Source organism: Paenibacillus sp. FSL R5-0713 (assembly GCF_037973325.1).
Taxonomy (GTDB): Bacteria; Bacillota; Bacilli; order Paenibacillales; family Paenibacillaceae; genus Paenibacillus.
Genome location: NZ_CP150229.1, coordinates 4,131,318 through 4,150,375, shown reverse-complemented (window position 1 = coordinate 4,150,375; position 19,058 = coordinate 4,131,318). Strand labels below are relative to the sequence as shown.

Sequence of the window (19,058 nt, the reverse complement as noted above, 5' to 3'; positions counted from 1 at the left end):
CCTATTGTTATGTCTTTAGTGAGACATGGCGAATCCACCATGATCTTTACCATCCTTGGTCACACGCAGAACAGCAGCAGCTCCTTTGGCTACATGATTGAACTGGTGGGTTACGATCGCATAATCGCCTTCTTCGGTCACGGTAAACTCCACGACAGCTCCACCACTTGCAGGAAGCATAACCGTCTGTATTCCATACTGGATATTGCGTGGATTCCCATCGGTATATACACGGTCCATAATTGTACCTACAACGTGGAAGGATGAGACTTCATTGGGCCCGGCATTGCTGACATAGATTCGCACGGTATCGCCAACTTTGGCTAGCAGGGGGTGCTTGGTCAATCCATAATCATTGCCGTTAAATACGACATATTCAGGTTCTTCGTTCAAAAAAGCTTCGTAATCATGCTCTTTATACCATTCACTTTGAACCAGGGTATACTCACGATCAACCAAGTGATCGGAAGGGTATCCAGCCTTGGGCTCCACAATAATCATGCCATACATGCCGTTCGCAATATGGGCCAGCACTGGTTTGGTTCCACAGTGATACATGAATACACCGGGTGAGGAGGTTGGATAGGTGAACGTGCCTTTCTCGCCTGGCATAACATCTATAAATTTGCTGCTGGGAGCGGCATGTACCGCGTGAAAATCCATGGAGTGAGGCAGAGTAGAATCTTTATTTTTTAGTGTGAACACCAAGGTATCCCCCTCGGTCACTCGCAGGACGGGTCCCGGAACAGTACCATTAAATGTCCATGCGTTGTAGATCACACCCTCGGAGATTTCGATGTCTGTAACCTGAGCCGTCATTTCAATATATACCGTAGTTCCTTCTCTGCGAATGATTGGGTCCACCGGGGGTTGACTGGCCGCAGAGGAGGAGACTTCATCGTTGTGAACAGGTTTAATCGTATCGGTGGAACTACAGTGAGAGAGAGTAGCAGTGAATATGGCGAATAGGAGTGACCATTTATATACATTTATGAAGGAAAACATAGGTGCACAACCTTTGCTAAGTGATGTTTTTCACAATATAAAAAGCAGGTATACTTTCAATCCAGTATTTATTTAGTTATAGATTACGTTATTGAGGCAGGAGCTGGTGTGACGGGGCACACACTTGGGTATGTCTTATTAGAGCCATTTTCAACAATCTGGCTTCCATTCTTGTGCTGAGGAACGGAGTTACATATAATTTTAGAGAGATGGATTGGTAAATGTTACGTATTTTCAGGCTGTGTATATCTTAGTTACAGAAGGAAGGGTGGATACGGAATGAAACGTTTCGAAGATGAAGGTGCGTATAAGTACAGTTTCTATGCGGTACTTCGTCGGGGCGAGCAGGTTGATGTGAAATGTCCCCAATGCGGTGGGCACGCATCTATAGAACAACGGAACAATCAACTGGGATGGAAGTGTTTTGAATGCTACGCTCAAGCTCTTGAAGAACCAGTGTATCAATATAGAGCCAAGGGGAATTGTGCTGTATGTGAACGTTGGTTTAACGTGGAGGTCACAGACGAGAAGAAGACGTCCCACCGATCATCGCATGTGGAATGTCCACATTGTGGTTCTGTTAATCAGGTTGAATTACATGCGAAGCCGATGTACGGCAGGTGTTTTTCCGAGATTCGTGCAGGGAAAGATCCTGTATTCGGGTTGGAGTTATACTTCCTGGATGAGTTCAGAGGAAAAATAATATGGGCAGTGAATCGGGAGCACTTAAATTATCTCATCGCATATATTTCCGCAGATCTGCGTGAAAAACCTGGAAATATGCCTTTAAAAACAGCTTCACACAGTATCCCAGCTTATATTAAGGATGCGAAGAACAGGGATGTGGTTGTTCGTACACTGTCGAAGCTTCAGCACAAGACTGGATGAGACTGAAAGCGAAGATGAAGCGTTAACGCTGCAAGGGAGAGTAAAACATGAAACTACGATTGAAATTAACTATTTTTGCAATCATTCTGGGTATGTTGATGATTCCGGCTTATTTTATTTTACAGACTTATGGTGTATTTCAAAAACAGACAGTTTTATCTGACTATGCTCTCGCGGTTGATGTGAATGGCAAGTCCTATGCAGCCTGGCCGCTGATTAACAGTTTTGCAGCGATGGATAAACAAGAGGATAACCGTCAGTTTTATTACCGGATTGATATGAGTCATATCCAATACCTGTTTAATCTGGCCTATCGGGAGTATGAAGTGAAGCCCGGTGGGGACAATCCATATCTGGATGGTACTGTGAACTATGAACATACGGACCATAACTACGTGCAGACCGAGAGAAAGTACGAGAATGCCAATGACTTCTCAACGGTCTTAAATCTGTATGATCAGGATGGGCAGATCGTCTATACCTACGATAATACTGGCAAAGCGGATAACGAATTGGTGAAGTCCATAATTCATCAGGGAATGAGCCGTACCAGTGGGAGTGGCAGCGAAGCTGCTCGCGATCCTTATATCAATATTACGGCGCTATTCCGTGACAAGTTAAACATCGATGTGAAACTGACGGTGGATGATGAGCACAAAGTAGTTACTATTCGAATGAACAAATCGGAGGCGAGATGATGAATGAGTATGGTGTACAACACGGACCTGTTTATCTGGAAGGTTTGACAAGAAAAGAAGAGGACGTTAAGTCCGAGGAAGTGGAGTGGAAAGGCAAGCTTCTAACGAGTGATGGTCATGATAAATTCCATATTTTTTATTATGGTGACTTGACGGAAGATGATCTGATTACCTGGCATGATTCGACACCGCTTCTTGTATATGCGGAGCATACCGTCACAGGTGAACGTTACCTGCTCATTGATGCCGCTAAGCACGGATATGATGCCATGTTATGTGAGAACTATTCGGAAGAAACACTACGTGACAGACCTCTTCGCCCTTATCTGGATGTTGAAGGAGAGGACATCTTTGAGGTGGAATTGACGGCCTACTACAATGTGCCTTGGGATGAAGAGTTCGGCGAAGATGTAGATGAAAATGGTGCATATGAACTGATTACGGGAGAGCGCATGCATTTTGATCAGGTCAAACGTGATGGATATGATGCCTTTGCTATTCGTATTCTGAATCGTAAAGGGGTATGGACTGACATTATACAGGAAGAACTGGCTTAGATCTGTAACGAATGAACCAAATTGAGATGGGAGATGCCAAAACAATGTATATCGTATCCCGTGCACTTAAGCCGGTTCCAGCAGAGGAACTGGATCACTTTGAACAACAGCATGCCATCTCACTACCTTTGTCATACTGTAACTGGATTGAACAATACGGGGAAGGCACATACACGGGCTGGATGAATGTGCAAAGACCGGACCCGGAAGTGTTGAAGCCTTTTGTTGAATATGATTTTTGGATACATACGGATGAATCGCCTATAAGTCAGCATCAACTTGAGCAGTGCATTACCATCGGCAGTTCTGTAGATGGAGATTTCCTTGCTGTTCATCCGGAAGTTGAGGGGCTGTTATGGCTACCGCGTCATGATGAGAATATCACCTTATGGACATGCTCGGAGACTGAATTTGGCAAAACGCTGGATCGGATCTATTGTGGGTATTACCATCAGGATACACCGATAACGCCTCGATACTATGAACCGTGGAATGAGCTGCGGAAACATACGTTTTACCACTTTACAGGTCTGGAACAGGGAATTTCAATGATGGCTCTGGCGGAGAAGTGTAAAACGGAATACGAGTGGGACGCTGTGTTGGAGAATGAATACATGTGCAAGCTGTTTATGGCGTCAATGGGCGGATATGTACGTTTTAACTATGCAACGGGGAGAGAAGTTGCCTTATTTTATGAAGAAAAAAGCGGGACTGAAGAGGCTACAGATAACGATATCAGTCTGTTTTTGCAAGCACATCATTGCACGGCATATGAATAGGTTAGGGTGGAGGGGAACAGATGAGTTGGTTAAAGGAAGACATCGCGGAACAATGGCGCAATGAAGGCAAGCGTTATGCAAGGGATGTCAATGCATTTGTACGGAGAAGCATGGAGGGAGAGCAACCAGACGAAGCCGAGCTGGAGGGAGACTCCAGAAGCGGAATGAGTACTAAAGTGCTCCATATGGTGAGACAAGCCAATCTCCACGGTGACTTGGAGGTGCTCCGACGTGAGCTGCCCGCAGCAACATGGCCATTGAGCGAGGCCTTTCAGTCTTCCATGCAAGCGGTCAAAGTTGTAGGTTATCTGAATGAGGAAACGTGTGTATGTAATACGGGTATCTTCACGGAGAAGGGTCAGGTCTATACGATGGATCAGCACGGATGGCAGTTGATTCCTTCGTATACTTTTGCAGGGTGTTCATCAGACGGATTGGACTATGCGCTTGCAGGACCGGATGGGATTCGCGTCATCCGTCAGCCTGATCGAAGGTTGGAAGGACAGGAGTTGGCAACATATCGTTGGGAGGATATTCAAGCCCGGATACAGTCTTCCTTTCCTCGGATCGAATCGCTTGCGGACTGTGAGCATCCCGAACGGACACTTGAGGGACTTATCCCTATGGATGCAGGCAGAGTATTACTCATACAATCACGATATGGGATATATCTGGTCACACAAGCTGAGGTGACCTTGCTTCATCCCGATCTGGCAGAGATCGAAGAGTATGAGTTAGAGGATACACAGATAGATATGGGACATGCAGCGGTATCTCGGGATGGCCGATGGATTGCCTATGGTAGCCAAGGGAGCAATCATATGGTGATGGACCGTCAGGTGAACAAGACTTACTCCCTCTATCCGGAATCGAGTTACCCTCATTATGCCGCATTCATGAGTGCTAAGCAGAGCGTCTGGTTTAACGCATGTCATTTCTATAACGGGGTCACGATACAGGTCCCGCTGGAATCAATTGCAGGCAACGAAACGAAGGAAGATTGGCCAGTGATGGATGAGAATGCACGTGTGTATGCGGCAGTGGAAATAGCGGCGGGCATGGTGCTTGGAGATGCATATGGTTACCTGTACTGTGTGAATGGCGAGGGTGAGGAAGTATGGCGTCATTTTGTGGGCAGTACGATCTATTCTCTGGCTGTATCCCCTGAGCAGTCCAAGTTGGCAGTAGGTACCTATGGTGGCATGTTGCATGTGCTCAATCTTCATTCCAACGAGATGGACGAGTATGGGATCGGCACAGGTACACTGCGTGAGTTGGAGCGGTATGTATTGTGGCGTGGAGAAGAACCTCTGCGCTGGTGAGGTAGCATGATGAGCTGGTTAGGGGTGAATGCATGGAACGTGAAGAGGCTGTAATGCTATTAAAATGTCATGCTTTTTCCTATGATGATCTGAGTCATCCCAAGATGCAGAACGGTTTTCTTCGCAGTCTGCGGCCCTTTCGTGGACATTTAATTGAGGAGAATTTTCATGAGTTGATGGAGATACTGCGGGTTCTGGCACCAGAACTTGCACGGTCTTCATTGGATCGGGAAGTCATGGCATGTCTATGGGGAATTACTCATATGGCACGTGCCTGGGCTATTGAACCTGAGGGTATGCTTCGCAGAAACAATCTCATCTCGGACGAGCAGGTAGTGTTGATGGAACACTGGCTTAATTTGTTATCTTACGCAGTCACGATCCTGATCGAGGGTGGTGGAGAGGAAGAAGCATTCTGGGAATATCATCAATATGTGCAAGAAGGGAATGGCGGAGCTAAGAAAGGGGAGGCCTAGTGAAACCGGAGTCGAATGTAACATTAAACGTACTTATGGACGAGCTGAATCGATTGCTTGATGAAAAAATACAGGATCAAGAGATTCGCCAATTGTTTGAAGAGTATCAGCATCGGGATGGGGCATACGAAGAAAATCTCGATTTGTTCGAAAAGGAGTATGGGATTAGATTTCCTGCTGATTTTCGTACATTTTACAAAGGCAAAGATGGCAGTGGCTACGGGTTGCATGTGCTGTACCCGGGTGATGCTGAGGCTGGGCGTTGTACGCCATTTTATCTGATGTCATTGGAAGAGATTCGAGAGACCAAACAATATTTCTGTGAAGTGGATGAGAAGCTGGAAGAGTATTATTCTGCGGAAGAGATCAGCCAGTTGGACCCGGAGATCAAGCCATACCTTTTCCACAAACCATGGATTCCATTTGCAACGATCGCAGGAGGTTCATTATATCTGATGCTCGATTTCGATCCAACGGAGGAGGGGACGTATGGGCAGATTATTATGTACGTGCATGATCCAGATTTTGTCTATTATCTAACCCCTACCTTCACGGATCTCCTCAGCATTTCGAACCGAAATCTGAAGGTGATGGATGAGATCACATATTAGCTCTAAACGATTAGAGGATAGTTCTAGATGAATAAAGAAGCTGCTGAAGCAGCTTCTTCATCTGATCTGAACCTGGACTTTGAATGAATCACATGTTTACCACTGAAAAAAACGATGTCCGTGAAATCCTCCGCCTGGAGGTCCTCCGTGTCCACCTGGACCACCTGGACCGCCGTGAGGTCCGCCGGGATAGCCACCTCCTGGGAAATGACCAGGGTGTCCACCGGGGTAACCACCGCCGGGATAGCCACCATGCCACCAAGGACCACCAATCGGAAATGGCAGTGGAACAGGAACGACGGGCGGGTATGGATAGGGATAAGGGTAAGGGTAGGGTGCCGGTGGTGGTGGATAATAAGGGTAAGGATAACCCGCAGGTTGCGGGGATGATACTGAACCAGGGCCGTATGCCATGTAACAAGCCTCCAATAACTGGATTGATGATATCAGCCTATGCCACAATGGTTGCAGGTGATACAGCAGATTGAAGATTAATCAATATAGAGTCATGAGGAGGAACCTATGGTAGCTGTAGCTTTTCACACCGATCCAAGTGGAACTGCCTATGAACTGTTGATTGACGAATTGATCGAGAAGACAGATCGTTTTATGTTGGTTGACCGAAAGTATGTTGAGGGAGATACAAGAGGGTTGCCAAAGTGTTACAAAGACTTGAGCCGTATCTGATTGAAAAGAGTACGATGGAAGAAATGATGATGCTAAGCGGCGCGATGTACTCAGAGGGCATCTATTACATATATCGGTGCACGCCTGATTCCGGGCAGGTCCTTAAGGAGGAAGCCAATCGCTTTCATGACTGGTTATATCCGTCATTGCCGGATGATCTTTGTTTTCTGAAAGAGGATGGGAGCGATTACTTCTACACGGTTGCTCATGAGCATATGTATGGCATGCACATTACACAAGAAGAAGCAATTGAGCTAATGGAGCGTATTCCAGGCTTGTTCTTCGAGTTAGATCGTCAGAGAGATATTCATCGACTGTTGGACGATGCCATCATGCATCAGGCTGATGTGCTGAATATTAGTTCACATTTCTTGAAAGAGATTCCGGAACGAATTCGGGAATTGACACATTTGAAACGTTTGACGATTTTTGAGCAGGATGTATATACGCTTCCTCCAGCCCTTTTTGAACTGACATCATTGGAAGAATTGGAGATCATGACAGCGGATTTGGAAGGCATTCACCAAGACATTGGAAAATTGAAACAACTTCGAGAGCTTAGAATTTATTGCGGTAGTTCTTATCATGTTCCTACCGGGTGGAAGCCGAAGGAGAAGTCGGATCTGGGTCTGAAACATATTCCAGCCGAGATTGGCGAATTGAGTGAACTTGTGAGTCTGGATATAAGTTACTCTGGCATTCGTGAAATCCCACCCGAACTGGAGCAGTTGAAGAAACTGCGGTATCTGAGTATAACGAATAGTTTAATCGAAGGAATGCCGGACATAGTCAAGCGGATGACATGGCTTCAGAGTGTAAATCTGGAAAGCACTCCATTAGGGATCAGTTGGGAGGACATCTCCGACGGAAAAGAATTATAATAGCCAAATATCCCTGCTCCGTGTATCCGAGTCAGGGATATTTGTTATGCGATAAAAACTTGGCAGAAATGGGCTCACGTCTCTGGGCACTGGGCATAAGCTGATATATAGGTTATGACCTAAACCGAGAGCGAAGGGCAGGCGTTTTATTTTGGCAACCTCAACCATGGATTATACTTTACCAACCACCCAATTTACTTACGATTTAAGCAACAATCCGTTATTCAAGAAGGATGAGGACAACTATATTAACTCTCTCTCCATCAACCAGTTAAACACACTGGGCAATACTTCCTTACTGGATATTTTCCTTAACACAGGCAATGTGGTTGAACCACATATTCATCAGAATGCGACCGAACTGGTATATTGCATAAGCGGTTCTGCCGTTGTGTCCCTCATCAATCCGTTCACCAATGAGTTGCTTCATTTCCCAATTACTCCGGGGCAAGTGGCGAATGTACCTCAAGGCTGGTGGCATTATGAAGTGGCTACTGCAGATCATACGCATTTACTGGCGATCTTCGATGCACCCGTGCCTGAAGCGATATTTGGTTCAGACATCTTGCGACTTACACCTGCCAAACTTCTGGCTTATACGTACTGTCTGGACGAGAAAAAAGTTCAAGAAGCGCTGGCCCCCATTCAAAAAACAGTGATTATTGGCCCGCCGGCAGATTGTATGACGTCCACTGCCCCTATCTCTAACAGTGCTCCGAATGTGAATCATCAGCCGTACGTAATGCCTAATGTACAACCAAACATGCAGCCCAATGCTCAGCCCAACATGCAACCAAACACACAACCCAATGCACAGCCCAACATGCAACCAAACATGCCGCCAAATACTCAGCCCAATATGCAACCTTACGTAAACCGTCTTCCATACTGGGGTACTTGGGTCGATCCACGTATCATCCACGAACCGGGTTGTCCGTATTATAGAGAGCTTCCTGTGAATACCAATAATCAAGAGGGAAGATGACGGTTATTTAGGCAAGGTTTATATAGTACACATAGGTACTTCAGTTAAATAAGGTATAGACAAAGAAGCGTTCCTTGGCGAACGTTTCTTTTTCTTGATTGCAGGTGTCTTCATACTTGCGGAAAGCCGTGTTTAGAGCTAAGCATGAGGCGCTAACGAATCGTAGCGTCTTAATCAAGGATTAAAAGCGTGCCCAGAAATCTAAAGAATCTGAGACATCTACTTACGATGTGTAATTTCGTCCCAAACCAATTTCCGTTAATAATTGCCGATAAGCAATTGAAGTACGGTCAGCGGGAATGTGGGCCTCGGCATGCAGATCAAGGGGCAGATCCTCCGGTTTCTGTGACTCGACCATCTCGCGATCTTCTTCGAATACCTGCAAATTAAACTTGATTGTGTCTTCAATAGGAGCGTCTTTGTCAAAATTGCGTGTGATTGGACAGAATAGACGGGTATACCGAGCAGAGATTGGCGAAGCACAATTCAGAATATTCAGCTTGTCGTCTCCTGGGAAATGTACCGTCAGCGAAGCCGCAAAAGGCGGGAATACCCGAAACTCACGCAACCATTGGAAACCTTCTGGAGCAACAAGATCTTGCCCTTTGCCATAGTTGCTCACCGTACTCCAATACTCGGCCAGTAACTCATTACCTTCACGTTTCACTTTGTATTGAGGGACTTCTGTGTTGTTTTTGTCACCAAACGTTTCCGTATGCACATAGGCAAAATGGGATACATCGAGGAATCCCTCCATTTGTCGCCCAGAAGAACCGGCAATATCAAAGTTGGGTGGCAAAATATTGATATATTCCGGATCATCCCATCCAGGGAAGGAGGGGATCTGTTCTTCCGTTCCCGCCAAAGTGGTCCAGATTAAACCATAACGTTCAACTGCGGGATACACGATAAGTTTGAGCTTAGGCGAGATCTTGGAGCTTGGGTGTGCAGGTACTGCGGTACATTTACCCTCACAATTATAACGGAAGCCGTGATAAGGGCAGACAATCTCACCATTTTCTACCCAGCCTTTGCTAAGTGGGGCCCCGCGGTGAAAACAAAGATCCTTGGCTACGACAACCTGATCATTACTACGATAGAGAACCAGCTTCACATCGAGTAATTGAGCAGCAAGTGGTTTGTCTGTTACTTCGGTAGCTTGTGCTACCGGATACCAATATTGTGATAATACATGCCAGTCTTCAGCGGTGAATGTACAACCTCTAGGCAATTCGGACGTATTAGGGTTTGCGTTGGAAGTTATCATAGTAAAAACACTCCTTACCAATATGAATAAACATTTCTCTTTATTATGTTAGAAAAGTTAACTTTATTAGCCGTATGTTACTACTCTTATAGTCAAAGTATCAATATATTCAACCTATTTTTGGTTTAAATCACAAACGGTACAGCAAAAACCGTACATGAACACGGAAATTTTCGAATTTACTTTACATCAGATGTTATATGTAGGGGGGCAACTTCTAGGCATGTTTTTTCTTTAACTGATGGATGGCTGTATGGAGATGTTTTGTTAGAATCTCATTGTAATATCTGTTAGTTGAGCAACCATTCTTGTGGGAATAAAAAGATTTTCGTAAAGTATGTCACAGATCCCGGCCATCGTTTGTCTACAGTATGTAAACCAAATGATGGAGGCGAATGAAATGAATTTAAGAACCAACTACAGAGCAGTGAGTCCAGGCGCTTTTAAAGCGATGATGGCGATGGAGCAGTATATATCCGGGCAATTCGAAAATAAAGTATTGTATGAGTTGTTAAAAATCCGTGTGTCCCAGATCAATGGCTGTGCCTTTTGTCTAGATATGCATGCCAAAGATCTGATGAAACTGGGTGATTATGCGGATCATATTCTATTGCTGAGTGTGTGGCGTGAAGTGTCTTTCTTCACGGATCAAGAACGTGTTATGCTGGAGCTGGCTGAGGCGGTGACCCGTATCTCGGAACATGGTGTACCCCTTGCGTTGTACGATAAGGTTCGTGAACATTTCAGTGAAGCCGAACTGGTGGATCTGATCCTGGCCATTAACACAATTAACAACTGGAACCGGATTGCGATTACAACAGGGATGTATCCGGGCTGCTTTAACTAAAATACATGCACCATGCCAGAGGAGGCCATTCTTATGAATTCCAATCTTCACGCCAATGAACCAGAAGTGTCTTCTCTGGATGTTGGTGAGCTGTATATACGGTATAAAAATTATGCATTTTCAATCGCTTATCGCATGCTTGGCAGTGTGGTAGAAGCTGAAGATATGGTTCAAGATTGTTTTGCGGGGATTCAGAGCAATGCTACTCAAGATATTCGTAATCCGAAGTCTTATATCGCCAGACTCGTGGTGAACCGAAGTTTGAACCTGCTCAATTCTGCCCGCAACCAGAGGGAGAATTATGTTGGAGAGTGGCTTCCGGAACCGATAGCAGACAGTAAGGCGGGAAACATACCAGAGGAAACGATGCAGAAGAAAGAGATGATTTCCTATGCCTATCTGGTCTTGTTGGAGCGGCTCTCGCCTGTTGAACGGGCTGTTTTTGTACTTCGTGAAGCTTTCCGGTATGACTATTCTGAAATAGCGGATTGGCTGGGCAAAACGGAGAGTAACTGCCGTCAAATCTTTAGCCGCGCCAGACGGAACTTGCCTGAAAAACTTCCACCAATCGAGCAGAGTGATACCGATATGATAGTTAAGGGTGAATTAATCAGCCGTTTTACAACGGCTTTCCTTCGTTATGATGTCGCTGCGATGCTCGAGTTACTGGCAGATCAGCCTGTATTTACAGCAGATGGCGGTGGCGTTGTGCATACTGTGATGAGAACGATGAGCGTTCACAAAGGCGTGCTTGCCCTTCTGACCTCACGGCGGGTCCTTACACGATTGCGTGAAAGAGAATGGGTACCGATGTGGATCAATGGTGAGCTTCAACTTGCATTGATGAAAGAAGGACAATTGTCCGAGGTGCTCTGTTTGGTGTTGGACCCTTCAGGAGAGCGGATTGAGGGCATTTATCTCGTCGTTAATCCGAACAAACTTACATCAATTGACACTTCAACTCTTTGATCCAAACGTAAGGTGTGGTGTGTAATGCAAAAAGGCGGCAACCTCGTTCAGAAGGTGTGCCGCTTTTCTGCATTTGTATTTGGCTTTTCTCGATCCGGGTTAATCAAGGGCAAATTGTTGTTGAACAGGTTCAATGATTGCTCGGACTTCAGGTGTAAGCTCATCATTGTTCTGATTCAGAACCTGCAAAATCTTTTCCATGGTATCGAGAAGAACACTCTCCGTATTGGGCTCCCGCTTAGCCAAAGCTTTCTCGTAAGCTTTTTTCACCTCAGGGTCCATGGTGCGGATTTCTTCATCCGTGTACCAATCATATACAGGCGTGTTGTCACTTCCGTAAAACACATATTCTACAAATAACCACTGCTTCACTGTTGAGGTGCGATTGGAATTCGGGAAGTTGTTCAGAAAGGCCTCTTTCTCCAATATACGCTGAATTAATTCATTCCAAGAGATGATAATGCCACCATCCGACGTGGTCATCTGATTGGATTCGGTAGCCATAATGTCGATGTATGCAGCGATATCAGCCTTAACAAACGGTTTGAACTTTTGGTAGATCTCATAATTGATGATAGGGTAATACAAGCCTTCACTGGTTTCCAGTTTGAATCCGAGATCAGATGCTTCTTGCAGAACCTTCCTCACTGTCGGATCTTTAATTTCTTGCAGCAGACGACTATATGTAAGCTTCTTTTCGTAACCAAGTTGTTCATGGGCTTGAGATAGGGCTTGTTGAAACTGTTCCGTATACATTTGGTGATCCATATCCGCCAGCTTCATATTCTGCATATTCTCCAGTTGCAGCGTCATTAATGTTGCCTGCCAAGGACCGACTTTGTCGATATGATTCATCAGGTATTTACGTGCTTTAGCCACACTTGCTGTAGATTTCGCTGCTTCCGTTCGATACGTTTGGAATTGATGATACACCGCTTTGGAAGCCGGAACGGGTGCAGCCAGTGTTGTTGAGGTCACAAGTGTTGAGCCGATGGCAGTACAGCCGAGAGCCATAGCCAGTAAACCAAGTTTAGCAGGTTGCTTCCATCCCATTCGTATACCTCCCTATAAATAAGAAAAAGCCATTTGAATTCTCGTATAACGGCATTTCACCGTATTCTATATGTATGATCCGTAAGTTGACTAAGTACGGGTTTGTCATTGATTAAACCAGTTTCTGGTAACCGAATCAAGAGTCCTCAGTAGGAAAATGATTGTAAATAAGCAAAAAACAGCCCCTAAAACCCAAATGGGTTGAAGAGACTGTTCTGGGTCTTCAGACTTTATGTTCTAACTTAATGAAGTGGTTTATTGCTGTTAGGCATCTGAGGTGCTCCGGTTGCTGGGATATATGCCTGAAGCATCTGTTGTGTATCACTTGCAGTGAGTTGAGGCACTTGATAATACGCGTTTTTATTCTGGAACATGAAAATTTCATAAGCCATTTCGATAAAATGCTGGATCTGTGAAGCGATGACACGGCGAACCGTTCCGTTCGTGATCTCGCTGCAGGACATGCCGAGCAGACTCGCATGTGATTTAATGAGTCCAAGCATATGACCGCTAATCCCGGCATCCTTTACATCAGCCAGGCTCTGGTTTGGCTTTTTCGGTGCTGAGGGCTTAAGGCCATATACTGGCGGTACGATGTTGGGGATCATGTAGGTTGCCGTCTCTTGATGAGGCTTCTGTCCGGATGCAAAACACTCTGCTGTCAGATTGTACTGGGATAAAATGAAGTTATACTGCCGGTCCAGAATGCCAATCAGTTCCTGGCTTTGCACGAATGAACGGAAGATCATATATTGATCCAGCACGTTAATGGTGGAGGACAGGATCTCATGCACATCGAACATCTCATGACCGCCATGATTCATGTTAGGGCTGATATTTGGATTTGTATTCAAGCTGTGCTGCATTGCATTTTGAGGGTTCATCGAATTTGGATTCATTGGTAATTTGATTCTCCTTTGGTAAATGGTATGATTCTAGTATGCTTGGAGAGTAGTGAAATTATGTAATACGTATGGATAAAAGCGTAAGCACAAATAGGAACAGGTTTGATCGAGATTAAGTTGAAGGAGACCGATTGGGGTGTAGTAGGATAACTGTGGATTGAATTTACGTGTTGAAAAGAATAAGGAAGAATTCATCGCTTTTCGGCAATGAAATGAAATCTTATCAAGTGAGGTCAGAATCATTGAGAAAACTGAACTATATTCGCATATTTATTTTCCTTTGTATGGTCACAGCCGTAACGCTGGGCTTGTACTATGTAGCCGCAGATTGGCTGGATCAGCGTTATTTCCGCTTCCTGATCTGGAATCTGTTTTTGGGCTGGATTCCTTTTGTGTTCTCCTATGCATCCTATCTGCTATCTGATGTGAAATGGAAAGGTGCCGGATGGCTTGCAGTCGCAAGTGGGCTGCTGTGGTTATTGTTTTTCCCCAACTCTTCTTACATTGTTACGGATTTGGTTCATCTGACAGCGAGAAGTTCCCGGTATTATGGTGGAAATGGAGTGGACTACACCTATTGGTACGACTTGAGTGTTGTTTTAATGTTTGTCTGGACGGGGCTCCTGCTTGGCTTCTTGTCCATGTATCAGCTTCAGGAAGTGATCTATCACCGAATCGGACGCTGGGCATCTTGGATCTTTGTACTCGCAGGCTGTGCTTTGGGAAGTTATGGAGTATTGCTTGGACGTGTATATCGACTGAATAGCTGGGATGCACTGACGAATCGCGAGACGCTGATTGAGCTGATGCACGAAAGTGTAAGCCGCCCGTCTCTTGCATTTTGCCTTTTCTTTGGCACGTTTATCATCACAATCTATGCCACACTATATTATCTGATTAATACGAGGTCTCTCCGTGATATGAAGAGTAGTGCAGGAATTCCAAGGTATAAAACGAGTGGAACAAGTGATTGAACAGCATTTAGGTATACTTTGTTCAACTTAGTCTTACCTTGTATGAAGAAGGGATATTTCCTTTTATAAGGGGGTAACTCTTCTTTTTTTATGGAAATTTGGCAGGTATGCAGGATGATATAACGAAGAATTAAGAATGAGAATGTAATGAATACATAGACAAGTAGGTGAACAACAAAATGTTGAATGTATTAGAGCTGACAACAAAGGTAGAAGAAGCCATGGAACGCGTGAATTTTTCGGGTATTGTATTACTCCAACAAGGCGGGAAAACCCTTTTGAATATGAAACGTGGTTATGCGAATCGCAGTGAAGAGCTTGCCAATCAGGTGGATACACGGTTCGGTATTGCATCAGGATGTAAGATCTTCACGGCAGTGAGTATATGCCAGCTCATTGAAGCGGGTAAGTTATCTGTTGATTCCAAGCTTACGGATGTGTTGAATGTGGAATTTCCGCAGTGGGACGAAGGCATTACCATTCATCAATTGTTAACACATACGTCGGGTATTCCAGATTATTTCGATGAAGAAGTGATGGAAGACTTTTCGGAATTGTGGAAAGAGACACCCGTCTACGCGATGCGGCGATTAAGTGACTTTCTGCCCATGTTTCAGCAGCTGCCGATGAAGTCTGCTCCGGGTGAACGTTTTCACTACAACAATGCGGGTTTCATTGTGCTGGGGCTTATTGTGGAACAACACTCAGGACTGTCGTTTACAGATTATGTGGAAGAGCACATTTTCAAACCGTGTGGCATGAAGGACTCCGGTTATTTCGTAACAGATCAGCTTCCGCGTAACACGGCTTTAGGGTATATCGATCATGAAGATGGCTCCTGGAACACCAATATGTTCTCCATTCCTGTCAAAGGTGGATCAGATGGTGGAGCCTATGTTACAGCGCCGGATATGGTTCGATTTTGGGATGCTTTGCTGGGTCACCAATTGTTGAATGCTGACACAACACGGCAGTTATTAACTCCACATGCTCATCAAGAGGATGAAGAGTATTATGGGCAGGGCATCTGGATTGACCGCAAGGGGGAAGGGATTTTGAAATTTCATGTCATGGGGTTTGATCCAGGGGTATCGTTCATGTCTTCCGTGTATCCAGACTATGATCTACAATTGGTTGTGCTCTCGAATCAAGAGTCTGGTCCGTATCCAATCACGGTTGCCATCGAAGAGGCATTCGTATGACGAATAAACCCTCAGCCTATGGGCTGGTTAAGCCTTCATAGGTTGGGGGTTCATTGGTCTAACCATTGGTCCAACAACATAAAAGAGCGGCCTGCATTTATAGCATTTTCCATAGCTCAGGGGCGATTAATCGAGGGAAAACATCCAGTGGAGGTTTCTCTTTCTTTCGTTTGTCATTGGTTAACACCGTAACAAGTTCCAGCTCAGGGACAATATATACATACTGACCACCAAATCCTCGTGCGTAATAATAATGGAGGTTGGGTCTGTCGTTCTCAGAAGCACTATCTTCGGCAACAGACCTTTCATTCGGATAGACATCGACCCACCAATGCCAAGCATAACTGCCGTAATTAGGTGGGCTGACTGTAATGAATGGCTGCGTTGAACGGGTAACGAGATGACTAGAAATGAGAGATTCACCCTCCCACATCCCTTGCTGTAAAAATAGCTGGCCGAATTTCAGCAGATCTGCGGGCAACATCTTCATACCGAATCCGCCAGTATGAATACCTTGTGGGTCACTTTCCCATTCATAGTCCTTAATTCCCAGTGGGTCGAAAAGATAACGTTCTGCGAACGCGGCTACGTTCATACCTACATTTTGCATCAGAATAGCGGATAGGATCTGTGATACTCCTGAGTTGTACTCCATATGTGTACCCGGTACATGACTTAACCGTTGTTCCAACGCAAAATCCACCCAATGATCGGTGCGGGTCATGCGAGGAAATGAATTCTGCCCGCCGAACTCATCCCAGTTGAATCCGGCTGTCATGGTGAGCAGTTGTTCCAGTGTGATCACAGGTTTACGCGGGTCAGGATCGGATGTCAACTGTGGGAAAAAGGTAGAGATTGGGGCTGATGCCTCTGGCAACAAGCCTTTATCCATCGCTATACAGATGAGTGCGGATAGCACACTCTTGGTACAGGAATTGATTTTTGCAATATCGGTCGCAGCCTCTTGGTTGCGGTAGTGTTCGTACATAAGCTCACCGCGTACACTGACGAGGCAGCTTCGCAGATCCAGCGGTGGAATGATCTGTTGTAACTTGGATGACAGTAATGAAGGATTCATAGTGTCCTTTCTGTACGGTTGATTTGTAATAGAATTTTGAATTTTGTAGAAATAGGTGTCCATTATCTTAGCATACTCCTGAGGTAGGGCTCAACAAGCACTACATTATTATTTCAAAGCAAGCATATAAAAAATGATTTTCGTTGAAGGCGATAAGAATCACATGCGAATATTGCATAAAACCCCAGTATTGTCTGTCAATCTTATATAATTGTCAGGAGAAGGGCACAAGACATTTATAAGAGAAAGGGGGCTGTGATGTGGGAAACATAATAGAAGAATTATATTACGGTAATCTGAGACCAGAAGAGAATATTGTTCCTAAAGATGCGGAGTATCGATCTATTAATAAGGAAATTTCAACTTATATCGAAAAATTCCAGAGAAAGCTTTCGGAGGATGACTTTAAACAGTTGGAGATATTGTTTGAAATGATGGATCAAGTTCACTCAATGCATTCAAAAGAGGCTTTTGCGAGTGGTTTCAAGATTGGGACGTTGATTATGATCGAGAGTGGATACTCAAGCTAATATTTTTGATTTTTCACAACAAGTGATTATATAGAAGAAGTTAGTAAAAAGTGATAGGGGGAATCTTTCTTGTTCAAAATCGGAAATCAAGGATCGTTCGAAACGCTTCCTGATCAAGCTAGGGCAATATATGAGGGAGACACCGGTGCTGTAGAACAATTCATTAAGCAGGGCATGGACCTTGAGGAAGAGATTACACTCAGTAAATACATAGCATTAACGCCACTCGACCTTGCCTTAATCTGCAATCAGCTGGAAGTGGTTAAGTTGTTGGTCGAGCATGGAGTTAATCTGAATGTCAAAAATAATTCGGCGATCCTGAAGGCAGTTAGATATTGTGGAGAAGAAATGGTGCGATACCTGTACCAGCAAGGTGCCAAGTTAAATGGACTTAATCGGGTCAAATCCAGTGCATATGATGAAGCCTACTATGGTAACAAAAAGAATATAACCGTGCTGAATGAACTGGGGTTGGATATTCGTAAATATGGAGGCAAAACGTTGCGCAAAGCGGTAGCTGATCACGATATGAAGACAATTCAGTACTTGCTGGATCAAGGAGTGGATGTCAATTACAATGAACCGGATATGGTATACCCGTATAAGGCGACACCTCTCACGGTAGCTGCAAGACTTAATAACATGAAGATGGTTCGATATCTGGTGGACCAGGGAGCAGATGTGACCATTCAGGAGAAGGATGGAGAGCGAGCGTACACGATCGCAGTGAGTCAGAAAAATGAAGAAATGGCTGAATACCTAAAGGGGCATGAACCTCAAGAATTTCATGATATGAGCAACAAATTGCATGCATTAAAGTCTTATAAACTTCCCCAGCAACTTATTGATTTTCTAACTAGTGGACCCAGAAGAATAGACTTGCCAGATAGTGAATCAGGCATCCGATATATAGAATTCTTTCATCTGATCGATACCGTAGAGATGAAAATGGGCAGACAGAAGCTACTGCGTATTTCCTCGGATATCGATCAATACTCACATATCCTGATTGTCTGGAATCCGAGCAAAAAAATGATGGGATATGCGGATATTGAACATCAAGAACATGGAACGATAGCTACCTTTGAAGAGTTCATGTTAAATCCAGATACAGCTATAGAGGATATCCTGAATTAGATGGAGTATACACGAGAATTCCATGAACCTCTTTCCTATGATCATAATGGAAGAGGTTCTTTACTATTATGAACATGTTAATATAGGAAAATTTTCGTATGAAAAATGAACTATGCTAGTGCGTAATAAGGTTAGAAATGGTAAAATATCAATGCCTAAACATGAAAACAAGTTAATGAAAGATCATTATAGCTTTTTAATATAGGA

General features: G+C 44.5%; 22 protein-coding genes. 16 read left to right on the top strand and 6 right to left on the bottom strand.

The genetic code is table 11. The annotated features are described in order from the left end of the window. Positions 1 to 15: 15 nt before the first annotated feature. Positions 16 to 1,005: a multicopper oxidase domain-containing protein gene (locus MKZ12_RS18395; protein WP_339256042.1), complete on the bottom strand. Its 990-nt coding sequence runs from the start codon at positions 1,003 to 1,005 to the stop codon at positions 16 to 18. 279 nt (positions 1,006 to 1,284) lie between these two features. Between MKZ12_RS18395 and MKZ12_RS18390 the strand changes: the two genes are divergently transcribed. Genes MKZ12_RS18390 through MKZ12_RS18360 form a run of 7 tightly spaced genes read left to right on the top strand, consistent with a single transcriptional unit; the run spans position 1,285 to position 6,336 of the window. Beyond that, entirely contained in the window at positions 1,285 to 1,893 is a 609-nt protein-coding gene (locus MKZ12_RS18390) for a hypothetical protein (protein ID WP_339234961.1), read from the top strand. 47 nt (positions 1,894 to 1,940) lie between these two features. After that, on the top strand, positions 1,941 to 2,591 hold the full coding sequence (locus tag MKZ12_RS18385) for a hypothetical protein (RefSeq protein WP_339256040.1): 651 nt from the start codon (positions 1,941 to 1,943) through the stop codon (positions 2,589 to 2,591). Then, complete coding sequence (locus MKZ12_RS18380) at positions 2,588 to 3,148, top strand: hypothetical protein (RefSeq protein ID WP_339234957.1); 561 nt, start codon at positions 2,588 to 2,590, stop codon at positions 3,146 to 3,148. Before MKZ12_RS18385 ends, MKZ12_RS18380 begins: the two co-directional genes overlap by 4 nt. 44 nt (positions 3,149 to 3,192) lie before the next feature. Further along, positions 3,193 to 3,927, top strand: a complete 735-nt coding sequence (locus MKZ12_RS18375; RefSeq protein WP_339234955.1) for a hypothetical protein — start codon at positions 3,193 to 3,195, stop codon at positions 3,925 to 3,927. A gap of 20 nt (positions 3,928 to 3,947) precedes the next feature. Beyond that, entirely contained in the window at positions 3,948 to 5,249 is a 1,302-nt protein-coding gene (locus MKZ12_RS18370; protein ID WP_339256039.1) for a hypothetical protein, read from the top strand. Positions 5,250 to 5,281: 32 nt separating this feature from the next. Next, positions 5,282 to 5,725, top strand: a complete 444-nt coding sequence (locus tag MKZ12_RS18365; RefSeq protein WP_339256038.1) for a hypothetical protein — start codon at positions 5,282 to 5,284, stop codon at positions 5,723 to 5,725. After that, positions 5,725 to 6,336 carry an SMI1/KNR4 family protein gene (locus tag MKZ12_RS18360; protein WP_339256036.1) on the top strand — a complete coding sequence of 204 codons (612 nt, stop codon included), beginning with the start codon at positions 5,725 to 5,727 and terminating at the stop codon, positions 6,334 to 6,336. The genes MKZ12_RS18365 and MKZ12_RS18360 overlap by 1 nt, the downstream gene beginning before the upstream one ends. Positions 6,337 to 6,432: 96 nt before the next feature. Here MKZ12_RS18360 and MKZ12_RS18355 read toward each other — a convergent pair whose 3' ends face one another. Next, entirely contained in the window at positions 6,433 to 6,750 is a 318-nt protein-coding gene (locus tag MKZ12_RS18355) for a hypothetical protein (protein ID WP_339234942.1), read from the bottom strand. A 108-nt stretch (positions 6,751 to 6,858) separates the two neighbouring features. On the opposite strand from MKZ12_RS18355, the gene MKZ12_RS18350 reads away from it, so the two are divergent. The 3 genes from MKZ12_RS18350 (at position 6,859) to MKZ12_RS18340 (ending at position 8,889) form a co-directional block, all read left to right on the top strand. Continuing rightward, positions 6,859 to 7,023, top strand: a complete 165-nt coding sequence (locus tag MKZ12_RS18350) for a hypothetical protein (protein WP_339256035.1) — start codon at positions 6,859 to 6,861, stop codon at positions 7,021 to 7,023. After that, positions 6,996 to 7,904, top strand: coding sequence for a leucine-rich repeat domain-containing protein (locus MKZ12_RS18345; protein WP_339256033.1), 909 nt, complete (start codon positions 6,996 to 6,998; stop codon positions 7,902 to 7,904). Before MKZ12_RS18350 ends, MKZ12_RS18345 begins: the two co-directional genes overlap by 28 nt. Positions 7,905 to 8,055: 151 nt before the next feature. Beyond that, the gene (locus tag MKZ12_RS18340; RefSeq protein WP_339234934.1) at positions 8,056 to 8,889 is read left to right on the top strand and encodes a cupin domain-containing protein; all 834 of its coding nucleotides are present in this window, start codon (positions 8,056 to 8,058) and stop codon (positions 8,887 to 8,889) included. Between the two features lie 223 nt (positions 8,890 to 9,112). On the opposite strand, the gene MKZ12_RS18335 is transcribed toward MKZ12_RS18340, so the two are convergent. Continuing rightward, on the bottom strand, positions 9,113 to 10,156 hold the full coding sequence (locus MKZ12_RS18335) for an aromatic ring-hydroxylating dioxygenase subunit alpha (protein ID WP_339256032.1): 1,044 nt from the start codon (positions 10,154 to 10,156) through the stop codon (positions 9,113 to 9,115). A gap of 400 nt (positions 10,157 to 10,556) precedes the next feature. Between MKZ12_RS18335 and MKZ12_RS18330 the strand changes: the two genes are divergently transcribed. Both MKZ12_RS18330 and MKZ12_RS18325 read left to right on the top strand, forming a co-directional pair. Beyond that, positions 10,557 to 11,003 (top strand): carboxymuconolactone decarboxylase family protein, encoded by a 447-nt coding sequence (locus MKZ12_RS18330; protein ID WP_339256030.1) that lies wholly within the window; start codon positions 10,557 to 10,559, stop codon positions 11,001 to 11,003. A gap of 33 nt (positions 11,004 to 11,036) precedes the next feature. Then, positions 11,037 to 11,972: a sigma-70 family RNA polymerase sigma factor gene (locus tag MKZ12_RS18325; RefSeq protein ID WP_339256028.1), complete on the top strand. Its 936-nt coding sequence runs from the start codon at positions 11,037 to 11,039 to the stop codon at positions 11,970 to 11,972. Between the two features lie 99 nt (positions 11,973 to 12,071). On the opposite strand, the gene MKZ12_RS18320 is transcribed toward MKZ12_RS18325, so the two are convergent. Both MKZ12_RS18320 and MKZ12_RS18315 read right to left on the bottom strand, forming a co-directional pair. Next, on the bottom strand, positions 12,072 to 13,025 hold the full coding sequence (locus tag MKZ12_RS18320) for a hypothetical protein (protein ID WP_339256026.1): 954 nt from the start codon (positions 13,023 to 13,025) through the stop codon (positions 12,072 to 12,074). Between the two features lie 242 nt (positions 13,026 to 13,267). Further along, positions 13,268 to 13,891, bottom strand: coding sequence for a spore coat protein (locus MKZ12_RS18315; protein ID WP_339261464.1), 624 nt, complete (start codon positions 13,889 to 13,891; stop codon positions 13,268 to 13,270). Between the two features lie 281 nt (positions 13,892 to 14,172). Here MKZ12_RS18315 and MKZ12_RS18310 point away from each other — a divergent pair, with 281 nt between their 5' ends. Together MKZ12_RS18310 and MKZ12_RS18305 are read left to right on the top strand one after the other, a co-directional pair. Then, positions 14,173 to 14,904, top strand: coding sequence for a DUF1361 domain-containing protein (locus MKZ12_RS18310; RefSeq protein WP_339256024.1), 732 nt, complete (start codon positions 14,173 to 14,175; stop codon positions 14,902 to 14,904). Positions 14,905 to 15,083: 179 nt separating this feature from the next. After that, positions 15,084 to 16,106: a serine hydrolase gene (locus tag MKZ12_RS18305; RefSeq protein ID WP_339256022.1), complete on the top strand. Its 1,023-nt coding sequence runs from the start codon at positions 15,084 to 15,086 to the stop codon at positions 16,104 to 16,106. Between the two features lie 97 nt (positions 16,107 to 16,203). On the opposite strand, the gene MKZ12_RS18300 is transcribed toward MKZ12_RS18305, so the two are convergent. Next, positions 16,204 to 17,184, bottom strand: a complete 981-nt coding sequence (locus tag MKZ12_RS18300) for a serine hydrolase (RefSeq protein WP_339256020.1) — start codon at positions 17,182 to 17,184, stop codon at positions 16,204 to 16,206. Between the two features lie 260 nt (positions 17,185 to 17,444). Between MKZ12_RS18300 and MKZ12_RS18295 the strand changes: the two genes are divergently transcribed. Together MKZ12_RS18295 and MKZ12_RS18290 are read left to right on the top strand one after the other, a co-directional pair. Beyond that, positions 17,445 to 17,714: a DUF6809 family protein gene (locus tag MKZ12_RS18295; protein ID WP_339256018.1), complete on the top strand. Its 270-nt coding sequence runs from the start codon at positions 17,445 to 17,447 to the stop codon at positions 17,712 to 17,714. Between the two features lie 69 nt (positions 17,715 to 17,783). Next, the gene (locus MKZ12_RS18290; RefSeq protein ID WP_339256016.1) at positions 17,784 to 18,851 is read left to right on the top strand and encodes an ankyrin repeat domain-containing protein; all 1,068 of its coding nucleotides are present in this window, start codon (positions 17,784 to 17,786) and stop codon (positions 18,849 to 18,851) included. The last annotated feature ends 207 nt before the right edge of the window (positions 18,852 to 19,058 follow it).

Excerpts from the sequence above, each read along its gene's own strand:
- MKZ12_RS18395 (WP_339256042.1), bottom strand. The coding sequence starts at position 1,005 with ATGTTTTCCTTCATAAATGTATATAAATGGTCACTCCTATTCGCCATA.
- MKZ12_RS18390 (WP_339234961.1), top strand. The coding sequence starts at position 1,285 with ATGAAACGTTTCGAAGATGAAGGTGCGTATAAGTACAGTTTCTATGCG.
- MKZ12_RS18385 (WP_339256040.1), top strand. The coding sequence starts at position 1,941 with ATGAAACTACGATTGAAATTAACTATTTTTGCAATCATTCTGGGTATG.
- MKZ12_RS18380 (WP_339234957.1), top strand. The coding sequence starts at position 2,588 with ATGATGAATGAGTATGGTGTACAACACGGACCTGTTTATCTGGAAGGT.
- MKZ12_RS18375 (WP_339234955.1), top strand. The coding sequence starts at position 3,193 with ATGTATATCGTATCCCGTGCACTTAAGCCGGTTCCAGCAGAGGAACTG.
- MKZ12_RS18370 (WP_339256039.1), top strand. The coding sequence starts at position 3,948 with ATGAGTTGGTTAAAGGAAGACATCGCGGAACAATGGCGCAATGAAGGC.
- MKZ12_RS18365 (WP_339256038.1), top strand. The coding sequence starts at position 5,282 with ATGGAACGTGAAGAGGCTGTAATGCTATTAAAATGTCATGCTTTTTCC.
- MKZ12_RS18355 (WP_339234942.1), bottom strand. The coding sequence starts at position 6,750 with ATGGCATACGGCCCTGGTTCAGTATCATCCCCGCAACCTGCGGGTTAT.
- MKZ12_RS18350 (WP_339256035.1), top strand. The coding sequence starts at position 6,859 with ATGGTAGCTGTAGCTTTTCACACCGATCCAAGTGGAACTGCCTATGAA.
- MKZ12_RS18335 (WP_339256032.1), bottom strand. The coding sequence starts at position 10,156 with ATGATAACTTCCAACGCAAACCCTAATACGTCCGAATTGCCTAGAGGT.
- MKZ12_RS18330 (WP_339256030.1), top strand. The coding sequence starts at position 10,557 with ATGAATTTAAGAACCAACTACAGAGCAGTGAGTCCAGGCGCTTTTAAA.
- MKZ12_RS18325 (WP_339256028.1), top strand. The coding sequence starts at position 11,037 with ATGAATTCCAATCTTCACGCCAATGAACCAGAAGTGTCTTCTCTGGAT.
- MKZ12_RS18320 (WP_339256026.1), bottom strand. The coding sequence starts at position 13,025 with ATGGGATGGAAGCAACCTGCTAAACTTGGTTTACTGGCTATGGCTCTC.
- MKZ12_RS18315 (WP_339261464.1), bottom strand. The coding sequence starts at position 13,891 with ATGCAGCACAGCTTGAATACAAATCCAAATATCAGCCCTAACATGAAT.
- MKZ12_RS18305 (WP_339256022.1), top strand. The coding sequence starts at position 15,084 with ATGTTGAATGTATTAGAGCTGACAACAAAGGTAGAAGAAGCCATGGAA.
- MKZ12_RS18300 (WP_339256020.1), bottom strand. The coding sequence starts at position 17,184 with ATGAATCCTTCATTACTGTCATCCAAGTTACAACAGATCATTCCACCG.